The sequence below is a fragment of the Pseudomonas anuradhapurensis genome, assembly GCF_014269225.2.
Taxonomy (GTDB): domain Bacteria; phylum Pseudomonadota; class Gammaproteobacteria; order Pseudomonadales; family Pseudomonadaceae; genus Aquipseudomonas; species Aquipseudomonas anuradhapurensis.
Window position 1 is genome coordinate 109149 of sequence record NZ_CP077097.1, and the last position, 18352, is coordinate 127500.

At 61.1% G+C, this 18352-nt stretch carries 16 protein-coding genes and 1 rRNA gene (1 of these 17 running past the window's edge); 4 read left to right on the top strand and 13 right to left on the bottom strand.

Annotated elements, in window-relative coordinates:
• Nucleotides 1-13: 13 nt before the first annotated feature.
• The 3 genes from HU763_RS00535 to HU763_RS00545 form a co-directional block, all read right to left on the bottom strand.
• On the bottom strand, nucleotides 14-1672 hold the full coding sequence (locus HU763_RS00535) for a Na/Pi cotransporter family protein (RefSeq protein ID WP_186690199.1): 1659 nt from the start codon (nucleotides 1670-1672) through the stop codon (nucleotides 14-16).
• Nucleotides 1673-1886: 214 nt separating this feature from the next.
• Nucleotides 1887-2657, bottom strand: coding sequence for a TerC family protein (locus HU763_RS00540; RefSeq protein WP_170027708.1), 771 nt, complete (start codon nucleotides 2655-2657; stop codon nucleotides 1887-1889).
• A 71-nt stretch (nucleotides 2658-2728) separates the two neighbouring features.
• Nucleotides 2729-4036 (bottom strand): CitMHS family transporter, encoded by a 1308-nt coding sequence (locus HU763_RS00545; protein WP_170027709.1) that lies wholly within the window; start codon nucleotides 4034-4036, stop codon nucleotides 2729-2731.
• Nucleotides 4037-4303: 267 nt separating this feature from the next.
• Here HU763_RS00545 and HU763_RS00550 point away from each other — a divergent pair, with 267 nt between their 5' ends.
• On the top strand, nucleotides 4304-4705 hold the full coding sequence (locus tag HU763_RS00550) for a GFA family protein (RefSeq protein ID WP_170027710.1): 402 nt from the start codon (nucleotides 4304-4306) through the stop codon (nucleotides 4703-4705).
• Nucleotides 4706-4823: 118 nt separating this feature from the next.
• On the opposite strand, the gene HU763_RS00555 is transcribed toward HU763_RS00550, so the two are convergent.
• The 10 genes from HU763_RS00555 to HU763_RS00600 form a co-directional block, all read right to left on the bottom strand.
• On the bottom strand, nucleotides 4824-6779 hold the full coding sequence (locus HU763_RS00555) for a DUF7844 domain-containing protein (protein ID WP_186690197.1): 1956 nt from the start codon (nucleotides 6777-6779) through the stop codon (nucleotides 4824-4826).
• On the bottom strand, nucleotides 6776-7096 hold the full coding sequence (locus tag HU763_RS00560) for a DUF2388 domain-containing protein (protein WP_012316830.1): 321 nt from the start codon (nucleotides 7094-7096) through the stop codon (nucleotides 6776-6778). Before HU763_RS00560 ends, HU763_RS00555 begins: the two co-directional genes overlap by 4 nt.
• A 34-nt stretch (nucleotides 7097-7130) precedes the next feature.
• Complete coding sequence (locus HU763_RS00565; RefSeq protein WP_186690195.1) at nucleotides 7131-7424, bottom strand: DUF2388 domain-containing protein; 294 nt, start codon at nucleotides 7422-7424, stop codon at nucleotides 7131-7133.
• 85 nt (nucleotides 7425-7509) lie between these two features.
• A complete protein-coding gene (locus HU763_RS00570) occupies nucleotides 7510-7827 on the bottom strand; it encodes a DUF2388 domain-containing protein (protein ID WP_170027713.1) in 318 nt (105 codons plus the stop codon).
• 303 nt (nucleotides 7828-8130) lie between these two features.
• Nucleotides 8131-8346 carry a DUF1127 domain-containing protein gene (locus HU763_RS00575; RefSeq protein ID WP_003256968.1) on the bottom strand — a complete coding sequence of 72 codons (216 nt, stop codon included), beginning with the start codon at nucleotides 8344-8346 and terminating at the stop codon, nucleotides 8131-8133.
• A 455-nt stretch (nucleotides 8347-8801) separates the two neighbouring features.
• Nucleotides 8802-10295, bottom strand: coding sequence for an acetyl-CoA hydrolase/transferase family protein (locus HU763_RS00580; RefSeq protein ID WP_170027714.1), 1494 nt, complete (start codon nucleotides 10293-10295; stop codon nucleotides 8802-8804).
• A gap of 184 nt (nucleotides 10296-10479) precedes the next feature.
• Entirely contained in the window at nucleotides 10480-11916 is a 1437-nt protein-coding gene (locus HU763_RS00585; RefSeq protein WP_170027715.1) for an NAD(P)(+) transhydrogenase (Re/Si-specific) subunit beta, read from the bottom strand.
• A 2-nt stretch (nucleotides 11917-11918) separates the two neighbouring features.
• A complete protein-coding gene (locus HU763_RS00590; protein ID WP_016484308.1) occupies nucleotides 11919-12233 on the bottom strand; it encodes an NAD(P) transhydrogenase subunit alpha part 2 in 315 nt (104 codons plus the stop codon).
• Between the two features lie 11 nt (nucleotides 12234-12244).
• Complete coding sequence (locus tag HU763_RS00595) at nucleotides 12245-13366, bottom strand: Re/Si-specific NAD(P)(+) transhydrogenase subunit alpha (protein WP_186690193.1); 1122 nt, start codon at nucleotides 13364-13366, stop codon at nucleotides 12245-12247.
• A gap of 437 nt (nucleotides 13367-13803) precedes the next feature.
• Nucleotides 13804-14703, bottom strand: coding sequence for a LysR family transcriptional regulator (locus HU763_RS00600; protein WP_186690191.1), 900 nt, complete (start codon nucleotides 14701-14703; stop codon nucleotides 13804-13806).
• 161 nt (nucleotides 14704-14864) lie between these two features.
• Here HU763_RS00600 and HU763_RS00605 point away from each other — a divergent pair, with 161 nt between their 5' ends.
• The 3 genes from HU763_RS00605 to HU763_RS00615 form a co-directional block, all read left to right on the top strand.
• Complete coding sequence (locus HU763_RS00605; protein ID WP_170027718.1) at nucleotides 14865-16046, top strand: acyl-CoA dehydrogenase; 1182 nt, start codon at nucleotides 14865-14867, stop codon at nucleotides 16044-16046.
• A gap of 14 nt (nucleotides 16047-16060) precedes the next feature.
• Entirely contained in the window at nucleotides 16061-17281 is a 1221-nt protein-coding gene (locus HU763_RS00610) for a CaiB/BaiF CoA transferase family protein (protein WP_186690189.1), read from the top strand.
• Between the two features lie 568 nt (nucleotides 17282-17849).
• Nucleotides 17850-18352 (top strand): 16S ribosomal RNA (locus HU763_RS00615) (it continues 1034 nt past the right edge of the window).

An 18352-nucleotide genomic window follows, 5' to 3' on the forward strand; every position in this document is an offset into this window, starting at 1 on the left:
AGGTAGGCGGAAATCACGGCAGGCGGGCTTCGTCCGGCACGCTGTCGAGCATCAGCCCGCCCGTGTCCGAGCCACCCAGTACCACATAGGCACTGCTACAGAACAAAGAGTTCAACCGCTTCATGTCGGCGATCAGCTCCAAGTGTAGCGAACTGGTCTCGATACTTTGCACCACCTTGCGCTGCAAGCGGCTGACGTGGGCGTGGGCCAGGCGCCGTTCCTGGGCGCGGAATCGGCGCTTCTCGCGCAACAGCAGGCGGGCGCTCTCCGAGTCGGCACTGAGGAATACCGACAGCCCAAGGCGCAGGTTGGCCAGCAGCTGTTCCTGCAGCCCGGTCAGCTCTTCCAGGCCCACCTGGGAGAATTCCCGGCGCTGGCTGGTTTTTTGTTGCTGGACCTTGCGCAGCATGCGTTCGATCAGGTCACAGGCCAGCTTGAGGTTGATCGCCAGCTCGATGATTTCCGCCCAGCGACGGTTGTCCTGCTCACTGAGGTCTTCACGCGACATTTGCGCCAGGTACAGCTTGATCGCGTTGTACAAGGCGTCGGCGTCTTCGCCCAAGGCGCGAACCTGCTGCGGCAAGGCTGTCTGGGTGCCGCGCAGGGCACCGAGCATGGCTTCGAGCAGGCTGTCGACGATGTCGCCGAGGCGCAGGGTTTCGCGGGCAGCGTTGGCCAGGGCCAGGCTGGGGGTTTCCAGTGCCGAAGTATCGAGGTGGCGCGGGCGTACCTGGCCATTGCCGTTTTCCCGGTCGGGTAGCAAGGTGTTGCACAACCGGCCCATCGGTTTCACCGTGGGCAGCATGATCAGGCAGCGCAGGGTGTTGTAGAGCAGGTGAAAGCCGATGACCAGCTCCTGCGCGCTGAAGCTCAGTGAGTCCATCCAGGCCACCAGCGGGTGCAGCACAGGGATGATCAGCAACAGGCCAATCAGCTTGTACAACAGGCTGCCCAGGGCCACCCGACGGCCGGCGGCGTTCTGCATGCTGGTGCTGATGAAGGCCAGCAGGCCGCTGCCGATGTTGGCGCCGACCACCAGGCCGATGGCCACCGGCAGGCTGATCACTTCGGCGCCCGCCAGCGTCGCCGTGAGCAGCACGGCGGCCAGGCTGGAATAGGAAACCATGGCAAACAGCGCACCGACCAGGGCATCCAGCATGATGTCGCCGGTCAGCGAGGCGAATAGCACTTTCACACCCTGGGCGTGGGTAATCGGCGTAGCGGCCTGCACGATCAACTCAAGTGCCAGGATGATCAGGCCGAGCCCGATGCCTACCCTGCCCAGCTGGCCGGCCCGCGTCTGCTTGCGCGAGAGGAAGAAGATCACGCCGAGGAAGATCAGCAGCGGCGATAGCCACGACAGGTCCAGGGTCAGCACCCGGGCCATCAGCGCGGTCCCCACGTCGGCTCCGAGCATGATCGCCAGGGCCGGGGTCATGGCCATCAGGCCCTGGCCGACGAACGAGGTGACCAGCATGGCGGTGGCGTTACTGCTTTGCACCATGGCGGTGACCAGAATACCGGCGACGAACGCCAGCGGCCGCTTGTTCATGTTGTGGCCGATGATGCGCCGCAGGCTCGAGCCGAATACCCGAAGGATGCCGGTACGTACGATGTGGGTGCCCCAGACCAGAAGTGTCACGGCCGAGAGCAGGTTGAGCAGGGTCAGCATGGCGACGGCCCCCTGATACATTGGCCCAGCGGGCCAAGAGATGAAGCGCGAGCGTTTGAAGAATTTTCAGTGCTCACTCAAAGCTTTAGTCGTTTTGCGTAGCTGTTGCCAGCTTCGCATGGCTGCCATTTATTTGAAACACGCTGGAAATGAATGATTGCCGGCATGAAAAAAAGGGCCCCGAAGGGCCCTTTTTGTACTGCGCTTCCTGATCTTATTGACCCGGAATGTCCTTGCGCAGTTTCACCGGTTCGTGCTCTTTGCCTTCCTTGCGGGCCAGGGCGGTGCGCATGCGAATGTTGATGGCCTCCACCGCCAGCGAAAATGCCATGGCAAAGTAGACGTAGCCCTTCGGCACGTGCACGTCGAAAGATTCGGCGATCAGCACGGTACCGACCACGATCAGGAACGACAGTGCGAGCATCTTCAACGACGGGTGCTTGTCGATGAACTCGCTGATGGTGCCGGCGCACAGCATCATCACCAGCACCGCGACGACGATGGCGGCGATCATCACCGGTACGTGGGACACCATGCCCACTGCGGTAATGACCGAGTCCAGCGAGAACACGATGTCGATGATGGCGATCTGGATGATGGTATAGAAGAACTTGCCACCCGCGCCTTTCGGCTCTTCAGCGTTCTCATCCTCGCCTTCCAGGCCGTGGTAGATCTCTTGCGAGCTTTTCCACAGCAGGAACAGGCCACCGAAGAACAGAATCAGGTCACGCCCGGAAATACCCTGGTCGAACACCACGAACAGGTCGGCGGTAAGGCGCATGACCCAGGTGATCGACAGCAACAGCATGATGCGGGTGACCATGGCCAGGGCGAGGCCGAAGATCCGGGTGCGCGGCTGCATGTGCTTGGGCATGCGGCTGACCAGGATCGAGATCATGATGATGTTGTCGATACCGAGGACGATCTCAAGCGCGGTAAGGGTGAAAAAGGCAACCCAGATTTCCGGGCTGGTCAGCCATTCCATGTGTTTTCCTTCGAGCGGTAAAGGCGACGTGCCCACACCAGGGCACGTCGCGTTAGGGTGATTCGCGTTTATTAAAGACTACTGAACAGCGGGAAAATCCCCATCAGCAGCGCGGCGAGCATTATGCACAGGCACACCAGCACTGCCCACTTCAAGGTGAAGCGCTGATGATCGCCGAACTCGATGCCGGCCAGGGCCACCAGCAGATAGGTGGAGGGTACCAGCGGGCTGAGCAGGTGTACCGGCTGCCCGACGATCGAGGCACGGGCCATTTCCACCGGGCTGATGCCGTAGTGGCTGGCGGCTTCGGCCAGCACGGGGAGCACGCCGTAGTAGAACGCGTCGTTGGACATGAAGAAGGTGAACGGCATGCTGACAATCGCGGTGATCACCGCCAGGTACGGGCCGAGCGCTTCCGGGATGACCGCCAGCAGGCTCTTGGACATGGCGTCGACCATGCCGGTACCCGACAGGATGCCGGTGAAGATGCCGGCGGCGAAGATCAGCCCGGTGACCGCCAGCACGCTGCCGGCGTGAGCGGCAATGCGGTCCTTCTGCTGTTGCAGGCAGGGGTAGTTGACGATCATGGCGATGCTGAAGGCGATCATGAACAACACTGGCAGCGGCAGCACCCCGGCGATCAGCGCCGCCATCAGCGCAGCGGTCAGGGCCCCGTTGAAGTACAGCAGTTTCGGCCGACGCGCATCCGGGAACTGCGAAACGGTGATTTCGCTATGGTCGATATCGTCGGTGGGCAGGTGCAGTTCGCCCAGGCGGGCACGCTCGCGCTTGCCGTACAGGTAGGCGATGGCCAGGATCGCCAGTACGCCGAACAGCATGGCCGGGATCATCGGCACGAAGATCTCCGACGGGTCCACGTGCAGGGCGCTGGCGGCGCGGGCAGTCGGGCCACCCCACGGAGTCATGTTCATCACCCCGCCAGCGAGAATGATCAGGCCGGCCATGATCCGCGGGCTCATGCCCAGGCGGCTGTACATGGGCAGCATGGCGGCACAGCAGATCATGTAGGTAGTGGCACCGTCACCGTCGAGCGAGACCACCAGGGCCAGCACGGCGGTGCCGACGGAGACTTTCAGCGGGTCGCCCTTGACCAGCTTGAGGATCTTGCGCACGGCCGGGTCGAACAGGCCGGAGTCGATCATCAGGGCGAAGTAGAGGATGGCGAACATCAGCATCACTCCGGTTGGCGCGAGCTTGCTGATGCCCTCGAGCATCATCGGGCCGATCTTGGCGGAAAAGCCGCCGAACAGGGCGAACAGGATCGGTACCAGGATCAGCGCGATCAAGGCCGACAGGCGCTTGGTCATGATCAGGTACATGAAGGTGATGACCATGGCAAAGCCGAGGAAGGTCAGCATGGCAGTACTCCAGGTGTGGCGCGGCGAAAGGAACGTCGATTCGGGCGGATCAGCGTGTTTGGCGCTGCGCGGGGAGCATGCGGAGGGGGGCTACGGAACGTGGGGCACAGGAATACATCAGAATCACCATTGTTGTTGTTGATTGGGCCGGGCGCGGTGGTTACCGGGTGCGCTGGCTGACCGGTCTTGTGCCGGTAGTGGGGGCTATCCTATGAGGGCAAGCTTTCAGCCAGCTTTCGCCGAAGCAAAGGCGACGAGAGGTAGGTGATGCAGGATATGACCGAGGGCGGCTGCCATTGTGGCGCCTTGCGTTATCGGTTGGAGGGCGATCTGACGGATATTGCCCATTGCCATTGTTCGATCTGCCGGCGGGTCAGCGGAGGGCTGGTGGTGACCTGGCTCACCCTGCCCCGTTCGGGGTTCCGCTGGTTGGCGGGCGAGCCGAACTGCTATGTCGCGCCAGCCAGTTGCAGCCGGTACTTCTGTGGGCATTGCGGGGCGCATGTGGCGTTGGTGACCACGCATAGCCTGGGCACGGTGGATGTGACGGTGGCGACGCTGGACCACCCGGAACGGGTCAGGGCCAAGCGGCATATCTGGGTGGGCAGCCGGTTGCCTTGGCTTCACCTGGATGAGAATCTGCCTTCGGAGGCCGAGGAAAACCTGTAAGAAATTGTGCTGTTGGCCCTATCGCCGGCAAGCCAGCTCCCACAGGTATCCCGCCACCATCAGACTTGTGTAGATAGTGGGAGCCGGCTTGCTGGCGATAGGGCCGGTACAGCCATACTCACAACTGCAGGCCACCGGCGGCCTTGTGCAAGGCCCGCAGATGCTCGCCGATCTGCTTTACATTGGCCTCGACGGCGGCAATTTCGCTGGCCCGCGACGGCTCCAGCAGCGCCCTCACCTCTTTGTCCAGGTTGGTGCTCAAGCGCAACAGCTGCGCCTGCCGCTCACTGCTGACGCGCTCCAGGTGCTTGCGCTCCTGCGGTTGCGGCAGCCCGTAGCCCTTGGTGTCGAGCAACTCTGCCGGGCGGCTGAGGAAGCCGCTGTTGGCGAGCATCTGCCTGAGGGTGGCGTCGGCCTTGCTGACGCTGCCGTCATTCTGCGCGGCGGCATTCAGGTAGCGCTGTTTGACCTCGTCCTGGGCCAGCAACAATTGCCGGCGCAAGCTGGCCTGTTCAAGCAGCAGCAAGGCTGCACTGGTGCGCAGGTCGGCCTTGGCGAACCAGGCCCGCCGTTGCTCGGCGTCCAGCCCCAGCCAGTCTTCGACCTTGTCCTGCTTGATCGGCAGCTGCTTCTTCAATACCTCGAACATGGCCTGATAGCGGTCGCGGTAGGAGTCGAAGCGGTAACCGAGGCGCAGCGCTTCGCGCGGGTCGTCAAGCACGCTGGTATCAGCCAGCCCCCTGCCCTTGAGCACCGCCAGCAAGCCGTTGGGCATGATGCTGTCGAGGTCGTTCAGGCGTGGGTTGGCAGTGCCGCTGCGCAGCAGTTTCAACGACTCCACCGCGCAGTTGTTGGACAGGAACCAGTAGTTGCCGTCGTAACTCCAGTGCATTTCGGCGGCCTGGCGTACCAGGTTCTCTATCTCGTCGCGGCTGAGCCGCAAGGGCACCGAGGCCAGGCTGCGCAGTTCGGTCTTGGTATATTCGTCGATCACCTGGCCCAGCGGCAGCACGAACAGCCGTGACGGGTAGGCGCCGACCAGGCCGTCCCAGCTCGACAGCTGCACATCATTGACAAAGGCGCGGTACGACAGCACCAGGCTCTGGTCGAGGTCGAGGCGGCAGTCCGGCCCGCGTGGCCGGCCCGGCTTGCAGATGACCAGGCGCAGCATGCTGTGGCCCCAGCGGCTGACCAGGTTCTGGTTGGCTTCGGCCAGCAGATAGTCCACTTCATAGACCCGCTCAGGGTCGATCTCGCCGAGCGGCTGGCGGGCGAAATCGCTGCCGGCGTTGATGAATGGCAGGCCTTTGGCGCAGGCGTCCTGTTGCGGTGCCCAGCCGAAGTGCTCGCGCAGGTACTGGTTCAGTGCCGGGCGGCGGCAACCGTAGCTCGGGTCGAGGAGGAAATACTCCATGTTGACCGCGATGTATTCCTTGGGGCTGCTCAGCTCATAACTGTCCGGGCTGCGCACGAACTGGCCATTGTGCTGTTCGCGCTCGCCGCGTCGGCCCACGTATTGCTGCCAGCCGGCCAGATCGAGCAGGCGCGGGTCGTCGCTGAGGGTAAAGCGACGCTCTGCCTGGCCACGGCATGCCTCGGGCAGGCCGATCTTGCCAAGCGTGCCTTGCTGGCGCTTGCAGCGGGCGATCAGCGAGCTCTCGGCGCTAGGCCACAGCCGGGCGCGGTCGTAGATATGGGTGAGCTCATGCAGCACGGTGGCCAGCAGTTCTTCACGCACCGTGCCATGTGGGCGGTTGGTACGTTCGCTGGCAGCACTGCCATCAGCGAGGCTGGGCAGCAGGCGACGGTTAAGCTCCAGGGTAGAAACCAGCGATGCCTGGCCATAGGCGTCGGCCGGCATGTTGTCGCTCCAGCTGACCCGCACACGGCGGTCCAGCTGTTGCTTGAAACGGGGTGGCAGCTTGCCCAAGGCCTCTTCAAGCAGGGCCTGGGTGGCTTGAGTTTGTTGCGAATCAAGGCCGGACGCCTGCAGCTCGAGCTGCAGGTCGGCCAGGGCGGGCGTGCCGAGCAGCGTCAGGGCGCAGCCGAGCAGCCAGGCGCGCACGCGGTTCACAGCGCGAGGATGGCTTCAGCCAGTACCTGGTCGCTGGCGCCGCGTGCTTCCGGCACGCGCTCGCGCAAGGTATTGAAGGCTGCCTCGAGCTGGGCGCCGCGGATATCTCCGTTGCTTGCGACGAAGCTGGCAGCGTCGTCGTGGGCTTCGCGCACCACTTTGGAGTCGCGGATCGAGGTGGTGGTGTCAGAAGTGAAATCGATCGAGCGGCCAAAGGCACGCACGATGATGTTGCTGGTGGCCACCAGGGTCTGGGCCTGGGCCAGGTCGGCCAGCAGGAGCATGCCGAGGGTAGCGGCAATCAGCGGTTTACGCATGGAACATCTCCGAAAATACAAGGAGCCAGATGAATTATTGGACGAGAATTGCTTGCGCCAGTTCCAGGTCGCCGACGGCCTGCCGTGCGCAATTGTGGCGTAACGCCTGCAGTGCTGCCTCAAGCCGCACGCCACGGATCTGGCCGTCGCTGGCAACGAAGGCAGCCGCATCGTCGCGGGCCTGGCGGACCAGTTTACGGTCGAACGGTGCAGTGGTGACCTGGCTGGTGACATAGCCTGTGATGACCAGGCCTTGCGTAGCGGTGTCCATGGCATGGGCACTGGCCATGCCAACAACGGAAAACAGCAGAGGCAACAGATAACGCATGGGCTTTACGACAGCTGGAAACGTGGGGGCAACGGCGTACGGCCGTGCCGGCGCAAACCGGCACAGCCGCACGAATCAGTCGGGGTCAGAGCGCCAGGATGGCCTGGGCCAGTTGCGCGTCGCTGGCCTGCAGCGCTGGCATCTGCGAACGGATGTGCAGGAACGCGCTCTCCAGCTTGGCACCACGGATATCGCCTTGGCTGCCAACGAAGCTGGCGGCGTCGTCACGGGCGGCCTGGACAATCTTGTCGTCACGGAACGAGGAAGAAATGTCGGAAGTGGCATCGGTGGACGCAGCCACCGCGCCAACGACGGCGTCGGTGGTGACAACGAAGCTGGTGGCGCTTGCGGTGCCGGCCAGGCTCAGCATCAGGGCTGCGCCAATCAGGTATTTACGAGACATGATGGTGGACTCCTGGACTAGGGTCGGGTGGTTCTGCTTATCGGACGCTCGCACAGCTCGTCGCGGTACTTTTGACAGTGGGTTCTACCAGACTGTTAAGCCAAGCGTATCACGCGCCGGTGTTTCCAGATGTTAATGAAAGGCGGGATTGGAATTGTACCGTTTGATTTTAAAATTAAATAAACTGTACTGGTATTGCCTGCAAGGGCTCTAGCATGGGCCTTACAAACAAAAAACCCGTCGCAGTCTCCTGCAACGGGTTTTGAGAATTCGCGGTGCCGGCCGAAGCCGGCAAGCCGGAGCTTAGCGCCAGAAAGGCTTGCTCAGCTCTTCGTAACGCTGCGACTCGCTGATACCGGCATCGGCCAGCAGGCGGGCGTCCAGGCGAGCCAGTTGACGGCGGCTGGCCATACGGCGCTGCCACAGCAGCAGGGTGGACAGGGCGCGCAGCGGCAGCGAAGCGTTGGATTGCTGGGCGTTGCTTTCAAAAACCAGACCGGAACTGAGGGTACGTTCCATGATGTTTCATCCTTCCGCTTATGGCGGGATTAGGTAGTGATTTAACTGATGCCAATGATCCTCCTCTGCTGTCCATAACAGTAGATACAGTTCAGTGGAAAGACGATGGCTCAGTTAACTGTGTAACCCTACTGTTGCACTCGAAATTGGCGTAACTGTACTGGTGCGCACACATATGGTGCGTTTTTAGAGATGGAGAGTGTTTGGTCCGGCTTGCGGCGGTAAAAATACCAGCACAGTAGAACAGTTTTTGTTATCTAAAATGATTGGACTGTAAAGCACAGGTCTTGTAGGAGCGGCCTTGTGTCGCGATAGGGCCGCAAAGCGGCCCCAAGGTACGATGTTATAGCTGAGATTGCAGGGCCGCTGCACAGCACATCGCGACCCAAGGCCGCGCCTATAAATACAGGGACCGGAACAGCGGAAGCAGGGCCGCCATTCCGGGAACGGTGTGGTCAGCCAGCCAGCATGCGCCCAGTTTCTTCCAGGTTTTCGTGCCAGCTCAGCGCTTCACGCAGGATATGCGGAGTATGGCCGCCCCGCTGGCAGGCGCGTTCGAAATAATCGTTCAGCGCAGCGCGATAGTCCGGGTGCACACAGTTGTCGATGATCGCCCTTGCCCGCTCACGCGGCGCCAGGCCACGCAGGTCGGCCAGGCCTTGCTCGGTCACCAGGATGTCGACGTCGTGCTCGGTGTGGTCGACGTGGCTGACCATCGGTACCACGCTGGAGATCGCACCACCCTTGGCAATCGACTTGGTGACGAATACCGCCAGGTGAGCGTTACGGGCGAAGTCCCCCGAGCCACCGATGCCGTTCATCATCCTGGTGCCGCACACGTGGGTGGAGTTGACGTTGCCGTAGATATCGAACTCCAGCGCGGTGTTGATACCAATGATGCCCAGGCGCCGGACCACTTCCGGGTGGTTGGAGATTTCCTGCGGGCGCAGCACCAGCTTGTCCTTGTAGCGCTCCAGGTTACCGAACACGTCGGCGTTGCGGCGGGTGGACAAGGTGATCGAGCTGCCCGAGGCGAAGCTCAGCTTGCCAGCATCGATCAGGTCGAAGGTGGAGTCCTGCAGTACTTCGGAGTACATGGTCAGGTCTTCGAACGGTGACTCGATCAGGCCGCACATCACCGCGTTGGCGATGCTGCCGATACCGGCCTGCAGCGGGCCGAGCTTGTTGGTCATGCGGCCAGCTTCCACTTCTTTCTTGAAGAAGTTGATCAGGTGGTCGGCGATGCCCTGGGTTTCGTCATCCGGCGGCAGTACGGTGGATGGCGAGTCCGGCTGGTCGCTGATGACGATACCGACGATCTTGGCCGGGTCGATCGGGATCGCGGTGCTGCCGATTCGGTCGTCTACCTTGACCAGCGGGATAGGCGTGCGGGTCGGGCGATAGGTGGGGATATAAATGTCGTGCAGGCCTTCGAGGTTGGTATTGTGCGAGAGGTTGATCTCGACAATCACCTGCTTGGCGAAGATCGCGAAGCTGGCCGAGTTGCCCACCGAGGTGGTTGGCACGATATGGCCTTGCTCGGTGATGGCCACGGCTTCGATGACCGCGATGTCCGGCAGCTTCAACTGCTGGTTGCGCAGTTGTTCGACGGTTTCCGACAGGTGCTGGTCGATGAACATCACCTTGCCGTCGTTGATGGCCTTGCGCAGTGTGCTGTCGACCTGGAACGGCATGCGACGAGCCAGCACGCCGGCCTCGGTCAGTTGCTTGTCCAGGTCGTTGCCCAGGCTGGCGCCGGTCATCAGGCTGATTTTCAGTGGCGACTGCTTGGCTCGCTCGGCCAGGGCATGCGGCACGGCCTTGGCTTCGCCGGCGCGGGTGAAACCGCTCATGCCGACGGTCATGCCGTCCTCGATCAGACCAGCGGCATCAGCCGCACTCATTACCTTGCTATGCAGGGAGGACAAGCGGATACGATCACGGTACATGGATTGTTATCTCGGGCTACTGAAACTACTGCAGCGCAGTCTAGAGACTTCGCCCCTTGCCGTCCCACGACCATGGTCGTATGAGAAGCCTTGAAGTAGAGCCGTTGATCCGGATCAATCAAAAAAGCCCCGGCAGATTCTGACCGGGGCTTTCTTTATATCAGCTGGTTTGCAGTAGCGGCTGTCACTCTACTGCCTTGACCATGTCCTCGATGACTTTCTTGGCATCGCCAAACACCATCATGGTCTTGTCGAGGTAGAACAGTTCGTTGTCCAGCCCGGCATAGCCGCTGGCCATGGAGCGCTTGTTGACGATGATGGTCTTGGCCTTGAAGGCTTCGAGGATCGGCATACCGGCAATCGGCGATTTCGGGTCGTTCTTCGCTGCCGGGTTGACCACGTCGTTGGCGCCCAGAACCAGTACCACGTCGGCCTGACCGAACTCGGCGTTGATATCTTCCATCTCGAACACCTGGTCGTAAGGCACTTCCGCCTCGGCCAGCAACACGTTCATGTGCCCGGGCATACGGCCGGCCACCGGGTGGATCGCGTACTTCACGGTCACGCCGTTGTGGCTCAGCTTCTCGGTCAGTTCCTTCAGTGCATGCTGTGCGCGGGCCACCGCCAGGCCGTAACCCGGAACGATGATCACGCTGTCGGCGTTGCTGAGCAGGAAGGTGGCATCGTCAGCCGAGCCGGATTTCACCGGGCGCTGCTCTTTCGAGCCTTGCGCCGCGCCAGCATCGGTATCGCCGCCGAAACCGCCGAGGATGACGTTGAAGAACGAACGGTTCATTGCCTTGCACATGATGTACGAAAGGATGGCACCGGACGAACCGACCAGCGAGCCTGCAATGATCAGCATCGAGTTGTTCAGCGAGAAGCCGATGCCGGCCGCTGCCCAGCCCGAATAGCTGTTGAGCATCGACACCACCACCGGCATGTCGGCGCCGCCGATCGGAATAATGATCAGCACGCCCATGATGAAGGCCAGGACCAGCATCAGGGTGAAGGCGCTGTAGTGCCCGGTGAAGGTAAACAGCAAGCCCAGCGCGATGGTGGTCAGGCCGAGGATCAGGTTCAGCTTGTGCTGGCCGGCGAACTGTACCGGTGCGCCCTGGAACAGGCGGAACTTGTACTTGCCCGAGAGCTTGCCGAAGGCAATCACCGAACCGGAGAAGGTAATGGCACCGATGGCCGCGCCGAGGAACAGCTCCAGGCGGTTACCGGTGGGGATCGGGTCGCTGATCGCGGCGACGATGCCCATCGATTGCGGCTCCAGCACGGCGGCGATGGCGATGAACACCGCGGCCAGGCCGATCATGCTGTGCATGAAGGCGACCAGCTCCGGCATCTTGGTCATCTCGACGCGCTTGGCCATGATCGAGCCAGCGCTACCGCCGACCAGCAGGCCAACCAGGACGTAGCCGATGCCGGCGGTAGCCAGCTCGGCACCAAGCTTGTAAATGAGGCCAACCGTGGTGAGGATGGCGATCCCCATGCCGATCATGCCGAACAGGTTGCCGCGCCGCGAGGTGGTCGGATGCGACAGGCCCTTGAGCGCCTGGATGAAGCAGACCGAGGCGACAAGGTAGAGGAGTGTTACCAGATTCATGCTCATGCTTACTTCTGCCCCTCGTTCTTGGCTTTCTTCTTGAACATCTCAAGCATGCGGCGGGTGACCAGGAAGCCACCGAACACATTGACCGCGGCCAGGGCCACGGCGAGGGTACCCATCAGCTTGCCGGCCGGGGTCACGGTCAGCGCGGCGGCCAGCATGGCGCCGACGATGACGATGGCGGAGATGGCGTTGGTAACGGCCATCAGCGGGGTGTGCAGCGCCGGGGTGACGTTCCAGACCACGTGGTAGCCCACGTAGATGGCCAGCACGAAGATGATCAGGTTGTAGATGCCATGGGAAATCAGCATGTCTTCCATTGTCGTGCTCCTTAGCCGTTCTTGCGGACGACCTGGCCATCGCGGCACATCAGGCAGGCCGCGACGATGTCGTCTTCGAGATTGATGACCAGCACGCCGTCCTTGTCGAACAGCAGCTTCATGAAGTCCAGCAGGTTGCGTGCATACAGCGCCGAAGCATCGGCAGCCACCTGGGCTGGCAGGTTGGTCGGGCCGACGATGATCACGCCGTTGTGCTGCACCACCTGGTCGGCGACGGTCAGCGGGCAATTGCCGCCCTGGGCTGCCGCAAGGTCGATGACCACCGAGCCAGGCTTCATCTGCGCGACGGTTTCTGCGCTGAGCAGGGTTGGCGCCTTGCGCCCTGGGATAAGCGCGGTGGTGATGACGATATCCGCTTGCCTGGCGCGCTCGTGCACGGCCTGGGCCTGGCGTTGCATCCAGCTGGCTGGCATCGGCCGGGCATACCCGCCCACGCCTTCGGCGCACTCGCGTTCCTCATCGGTCTCGTACGGCACGTCGATGAACTTCGCCCCCAGCGACTCGATCTGCTCCTTCACCGCCGGGCGTACATCCGACGCCTCGATCACTGCGCCCAGGCGCTTGGCCGTGGCGATGGCCTGCAGGCCGGCAACGCCCGCCCCCAGAATCAGCACGCGCGCAGCCTTAACGGTACCGGCGGCGGTCATCAGCATGGGCATGAAGCGTGGATAGTGATGGGCTGCCAGCAACACTGCCTTGTAACCGGCGATGTTGGCCTGCGACGACAGCACATCGAGGCTTTGGGCCCGCGAGGTGCGTGGCGCGGCTTCCAGGGCGAAGGCGGTAATGCCGCGTTCGGCCATCTTGCCGATCAGCTCGTTGTTGAAGGGATTGAGCATGCCCACCAGGAGGCTGCCGCTGTTGATAAGGGCCAGTTCCTGGTCGTTGGGGGCGACCACCTTGAGCACCAATTGGGCGCCGTAGGCATCGGCTGCGCTCCCAAGGGAAGCGCCCACGGCCTCATAGGCACTGTCCGGAATGCTGGCATTGAGCCCTGCCCCCCGTTGGACGGTAACCTGATGGCCCTGGCCAATCAGTTTCTTGATGGTTTCGGGGGTCGCAGCGACCCTTGTCTCACCGGTCTGCGTCTCGAGAGGAACACCAATGTGCACGACTATTTCTCCTGCGGTGACCTTTTGTCTTTGTAAAAGCCAACACACTTCGGATGGTGCGCTGGGGCGGCTGTGGAGCGCCGGCCCGCCGAATCCCGGGCGGGCGAAGCATTTTGCAGACGAAGCCAGGGGCCTTCAACCGGTTCTGGAGCGAAACGAAGTCAAAACTACAAGTCACCCTGTGACCGTATGTCGCAACGGTCAGGCTGCAGCCCGTCAAGCAAGGGCTATTGGCAGACTAGGAGAAAAAATCAAAAAATTTCTGGCCAATTCGCTTACAGCTTGGTGAATGTCGCAAAATAACCCGCAAAGCCGCGCAGTAAGCCGGGTCAAACAGGATTTTTGCACTCGCATAACAGTTTATGTCTATGCGACAAATACATACATCTGTAGGTGTTTAAAATAATTGACTACGAAGTCAGGTTGTAGCGCTTCAACTAACTTCTTGCTGTGTAGGCCTGGGCCTGGCCAACCAGCCAGTCGCGGAAAGCGCGCAGCGAAGCCGACTCCACCTTGCGCTCCGGAATCATCAGATAGTAGGCCTTGTCACTGCTGAGGGCATGCCTGTTAGCGACCACCAACCTACCCTCCTCCAACTCGCGCTGGATCAGGAATGGCGGAATCAGGGCAATGCCCATTTCATGCATGGCCGCCTGGGCGAGCATCGAGAATAGTTCATAGCGCGGGCCTGTCATGTCGCGTTCCACGTTCATGCCGATGCTGCTGAACCATTGGCGCCAGGCATAGGGGCGCGTGCTTTGCTGCAGCAACGGCAGCTGGGCAATCCGTTGTGGCTCGAGCGTACCCTGGCCGTGCAGCAGCGCCGGGCTGCATACCGGTACCGGGTTTTCTCCCATCAGCCGGTGCGACTGGGTGCCGGACCAGTCGCCATCGCCAAAGTAGATGGCTGCATCGAAGGTCGTGTCGGCAAACAGGAAAGGCCGGGTGCGATTGGTGAGGTTGACCGTGACCTCTGGGTGACGCTGCTGGAAATCCTTGAGCCGCGGGAGCAGCCACTGGGTGCCGAAGGTAGGCACCACGGCCAATTCGATCACGTTGGCGCCCTGCTGGCGCATCACCGACAAGGTGTCGCGCTCGACGGCATCCAGTTGGGCGGCCACTTGGCGGCTGTAGGAAAGGCCGGCTTCGGTCAGTTTCACTCCACGCCGCGAGCGGCGGAACAGTTCCACATTGAGGAAAGCTTCCAGGCCCGCTATCTGCCGACAAACAGCCCCCTGGGTCAGGGCGAGCTCCTGGGCGGCTTTGGTAAAGCTCTCGTTGCGCGCCGCCGCTTCGAAGCAAACCAGCGCAGCGGTACTGGGAATCTTGCGCCGCATGTACGTCAACCTCACTTGTCACGCTGTCAATAAGGCGTTTTGCCCATTTACGAAGTGACAAATTATCACTAATTGGTGCGCAATCCTCGTTTGTCCCTGCAGCCGATCAGGCCTAGGCTCAAAGGCACAAGAAACTGCTCCCAATTTCGAGGATCTCACTCATGGCCGGTAAAGCAAGCTTTAACTGGATCGACCCGCTGCTGCTCGATCAGCAGCTCACTGAAGAAGAGCGCATGGTGCGTGACAGCGCTTATCAGTTCGCCCAGGACAAGCTCGCGCCGCGTGTGCTCGAAGCCTTCCGTCATGAGCAGACCGACCCTGCGATCTTCCGTGAAATGGGTGAGGTCGGGCTGCTGGGCGCCACCATTCCCGAGCAATATGGTGGCAGTGGCCTGAACTACGTGTGCTATGGCCTCATCGCCCGCGAGGTGGAGCGTATCGACTCGGGTTACCGCTCGATGATGAGCGTGCAGTCGTCGCTGGTGATGGTGCCGATCAACGAATTCGGTACCGAGGCCCAGAAGCAGAAGTACCTGCCCAAGCTGGCCAGCGGCGAATGGATCGGCTGCTTCGGCCTGACCGAGCCTAACCACGGCTCCGACCCGGGTTCGATGATTACCCGTGCACGCAAGGTCGACGGCGGCTACCGCCTGACTGGCAGCAAGATGTGGATCACCAACAGCCCGATCGCCGATGTGTTCGTAGTCTGGGCCAAAGATGACGAGGGGGATATTCGCGGCTTTGTCCTGGAAAAGGGCTGGGAAGGTCTCAGCGCACCGGCGATCCACGGCAAGGTTGGCTTGCGCGCTTCGATCACCGGCGAAATCGTCATGGACAATGTGTTCGTACCGGAAGACAACATATTCCCCGAGGTGCGCGGCCTCAAAGGTCCGTTCACCTGCCTGAACTCGGCGCGCTATGGCATCTCCTGGGGTGCGCTGGGTGCCGCCGAAGCCTGCTGGCACACCGCGCGTCAGTACACCCTGGACCGGCAACAGTTCGGTCGCCCATTGGCGGCCAACCAGCTGATCCAGAAAAAGCTGGCCGACATGCAGACCGAAATCACCCTGGCGCTGCAGGGCTGCCTGCGCCTTGGGCGGATGAAGGACGAAGGCACGGCTGCAGTGGAAATCACCTCGATCATGAAGCGCAACTCCTGCGGCAAGGCACTGGATATCGCCCGCATGGCGCGTGACATGCTGGGTGGCAATGGCATTTCCGATGAATTCGGTGTGGCCCGTCACCTGGTCAACCTTGAGGTGGTCAACACCTATGAGGGTACTCATGACGTGCATGCGCTGATCCTGGGGCGCGCGCAAACCGGTATCCAGGCCTTCTATTGATAAGGAGCCAGCCCATGGGCGCGCTATCACATCTGCGGGTGCTGGACCTTTCGCGCGTGTTGGCCGGCCCATGGTCTGGCCAGATTCTCGCTGACCTCGGTGCTGATGTGATCAAGGTCGAGCGCCCTGGCAGTGGCGACGACACGCGCTCGTGGGGGCCGCCCTTCCTCAAGGATGCCGAGGGGCAGAATACCAGCGAGGCTGCTTATTACCTGTCGGCCAACCGCAACAAGCGCTCGGTGACCATCGACTTCACCCAGCCCGAGGGGCAACGCCTGGTGCGTGAGTTGGCGGCGAAGTCCGATATCGTCATCGAGAACTTCAAGGTGGGTGGGTTGGCTGCCTATGGCCTGGACTACCCAAGCCTGAAAGCCGTCAATCCGCGGCTTATCTACTGTTCCATCACCGGCTTCGGCCAGACCGGGCCTTATGCCAAGCGCGCCGGCTATGACTTCATGATCCAGGGGTTGGGTGGGCTGATGAGCCTGACCGGCCGCCCGGAGGGTGAGCAAGGCGCAGGGCCGGTGAAGGTGGGGGTGGCGCTGACCGACATCCTGACCGGGCTGTATTCCACCGTGGCGGTTCTCGCTGCCCTCGCCCACCGGGAGCAGACCGGGGCAGGCCAGCACATCGACATGGCATTGCTCGATGTTCAAGTCGCCTGCCTGGCCAACCAGGCGATGAACTACCTGACCACAGGTGTACCGCCTCGTCGCCTGGGAAATGCGCATCCGAATATCGTGCCGTACCAGGATTTCCCGACGGCGGATGGCGATTTCATCCTTACCGTGGGTAACGACAGCCAGTTCCGCAAATTTGCCGAGGTGGCCGGGCAACCACAATGGGCAGACGATCCGCGCTTCATTACCAATAAAATGCGAGTGGCCAACCGGGCGGAACTGATCCCTTTGATCCGTCAGGCCACGGTGTTCAAGACCACGGCCGAGTGGGTGAGCCAGCTGGAGGCCGCCGGGGTGCCGTGTGGGCCTATCAATGACCTGGCGCAGATGTTCCAGGACCCGCAGGTGCTCGCGCGTGGGCTGGCAGTGGACATTCCACACCCATTGGCGGGTAGCGTGCCACAGGTGGCGAGCCCTATTCGCCTGTCGGAGACGCCGGTGGAATATCGACGGGCGCCGCCGCTGCTGGGTGAGCATACCGATGCGGTGCTGGTAGACGTGCTGGGGTTGGATGCAGATGAGGTGCGACGGCTTCGCGATACCGGCGTGCTATGAAGGGGTGTGGTCCTGATGAAAGCGGGGTGGCCGTCAGGCCGCCCCGCTTTGCTTTTCAGCGATATTCGGCTTTCTTCGAATTCAAGGGTTGACGCGGTCTCAAATGCCCTTATAATGCGCCCCAATTCCGAGGTGGTCGAAGCGCAAAACTCCTTGATAATCAAAGAGTTGAGTAATTCAGGTAGTATCGGAAGTGCTTCGATCGAATGATCGGCAGCGGTCGAGATGAAGGTTGACAGCGGTTTTAAACGCTGTATGATTCGCCTCCCGCTACGAGCGATCGCAGCGAGTCAAGTGTTTGAAGCTAAACGAGTTTCTCGCAAAAAACTTCAAAATAAACGCTTGACAGCAAATGAGGAAAGCGTAGAATGCGCGCCTCGGTTGAGATGAAAAGCTCTTAGCCAAACGCTCTTTAACAAATCGAATCAAGCAATTCGTGTGGGTGCTTGTGAGTACGGACTGATAGTCACAAAGATTATCAGCATCACAAGTGGCCATGCGAGAAATCACATAGTCATTTGAGATTGCTGAGCCAAGTTTAGGGTTTCTTAAAAACCCAAGCAGTATTGAACTGAAGAGTTTGATCATGGCTCAGATTGAACGCTGGCGGCAGGCCTAACACATGCAAGTCGAGCGGATGACGGGAGCTTGCTCCTTGATTCAGCGGCGGACGGGTGAGTAATGCCTAGGAATCTGCCTGGTAGTGGGGGACAACGTTTCGAAAGGAACGCTAATACCGCATACGTCCTACGGGAGAAAGTGGGGGATCTTCGGACCTCACGCTATCAGATGAGCCTAGGTCGGATTAGCTAGTTGGTGAGGTAATGGCTCACCAAGGCGACGATCCGTAACTGGTCTGAGAGGATGATCAGTCACACTGGAACTGAGACACGGTCCAGACTCCTACGGGAGGCAGCAGTGGGGAATATTGGACAATGGGCGAAAGCCTGATCCAGCCATGCCGCGTGTGTGAAGAAGGTCTTCGGATTGTAAAGCACTTTAAGTTGGGAGGAAGGGCAGTAAGTTAATACCTTGCTGTTTTGACGTTACCGACAGAATAAGCACCGGCTA

Excerpts from the sequence above, each read along its gene's own strand:
- HU763_RS00535 (WP_186690199.1), bottom strand. The coding sequence starts at position 1,672 with ATGCTGACCCTGCTCAACCTGCTCTCGGCCGTGACACTTCTGGTCTGG.
- HU763_RS00540 (WP_170027708.1), bottom strand. The coding sequence starts at position 2,657 with ATGGAATGGCTGACCAGCCCGGAAATCTGGGTTGCCTTTTTCACCCTT.
- HU763_RS00545 (WP_170027709.1), bottom strand. The coding sequence starts at position 4,036 with ATGCTGACCTTCCTCGGCTTTGCCATGGTCATCACCTTCATGTACCTG.
- HU763_RS00550 (WP_170027710.1), top strand. The coding sequence starts at position 4,304 with ATGCAGGATATGACCGAGGGCGGCTGCCATTGTGGCGCCTTGCGTTAT.
- HU763_RS00560 (WP_012316830.1), bottom strand. The coding sequence starts at position 7,096 with ATGCGTAAACCGCTGATTGCCGCTACCCTCGGCATGCTCCTGCTGGCC.
- HU763_RS00565 (WP_186690195.1), bottom strand. The coding sequence starts at position 7,424 with ATGCGTTATCTGTTGCCTCTGCTGTTTTCCGTTGTTGGCATGGCCAGT.
- HU763_RS00570 (WP_170027713.1), bottom strand. The coding sequence starts at position 7,827 with ATGTCTCGTAAATACCTGATTGGCGCAGCCCTGATGCTGAGCCTGGCC.
- HU763_RS00575 (WP_003256968.1), bottom strand. The coding sequence starts at position 8,346 with ATGGAACGTACCCTCAGTTCCGGTCTGGTTTTTGAAAGCAACGCCCAG.
- HU763_RS00580 (WP_170027714.1), bottom strand. The coding sequence starts at position 10,295 with ATGTACCGTGATCGTATCCGCTTGTCCTCCCTGCATAGCAAGGTAATG.
- HU763_RS00585 (WP_170027715.1), bottom strand. The coding sequence starts at position 11,916 with ATGAGCATGAATCTGGTAACACTCCTCTACCTTGTCGCCTCGGTCTGC.
- HU763_RS00590 (WP_016484308.1), bottom strand. The coding sequence starts at position 12,233 with ATGGAAGACATGCTGATTTCCCATGGCATCTACAACCTGATCATCTTC.
- HU763_RS00600 (WP_186690191.1), bottom strand. The coding sequence starts at position 14,703 with ATGCGGCGCAAGATTCCCAGTACCGCTGCGCTGGTTTGCTTCGAAGCG.
- HU763_RS00605 (WP_170027718.1), top strand. The coding sequence starts at position 14,865 with ATGGCCGGTAAAGCAAGCTTTAACTGGATCGACCCGCTGCTGCTCGAT.
- HU763_RS00610 (WP_186690189.1), top strand. The coding sequence starts at position 16,061 with ATGGGCGCGCTATCACATCTGCGGGTGCTGGACCTTTCGCGCGTGTTG.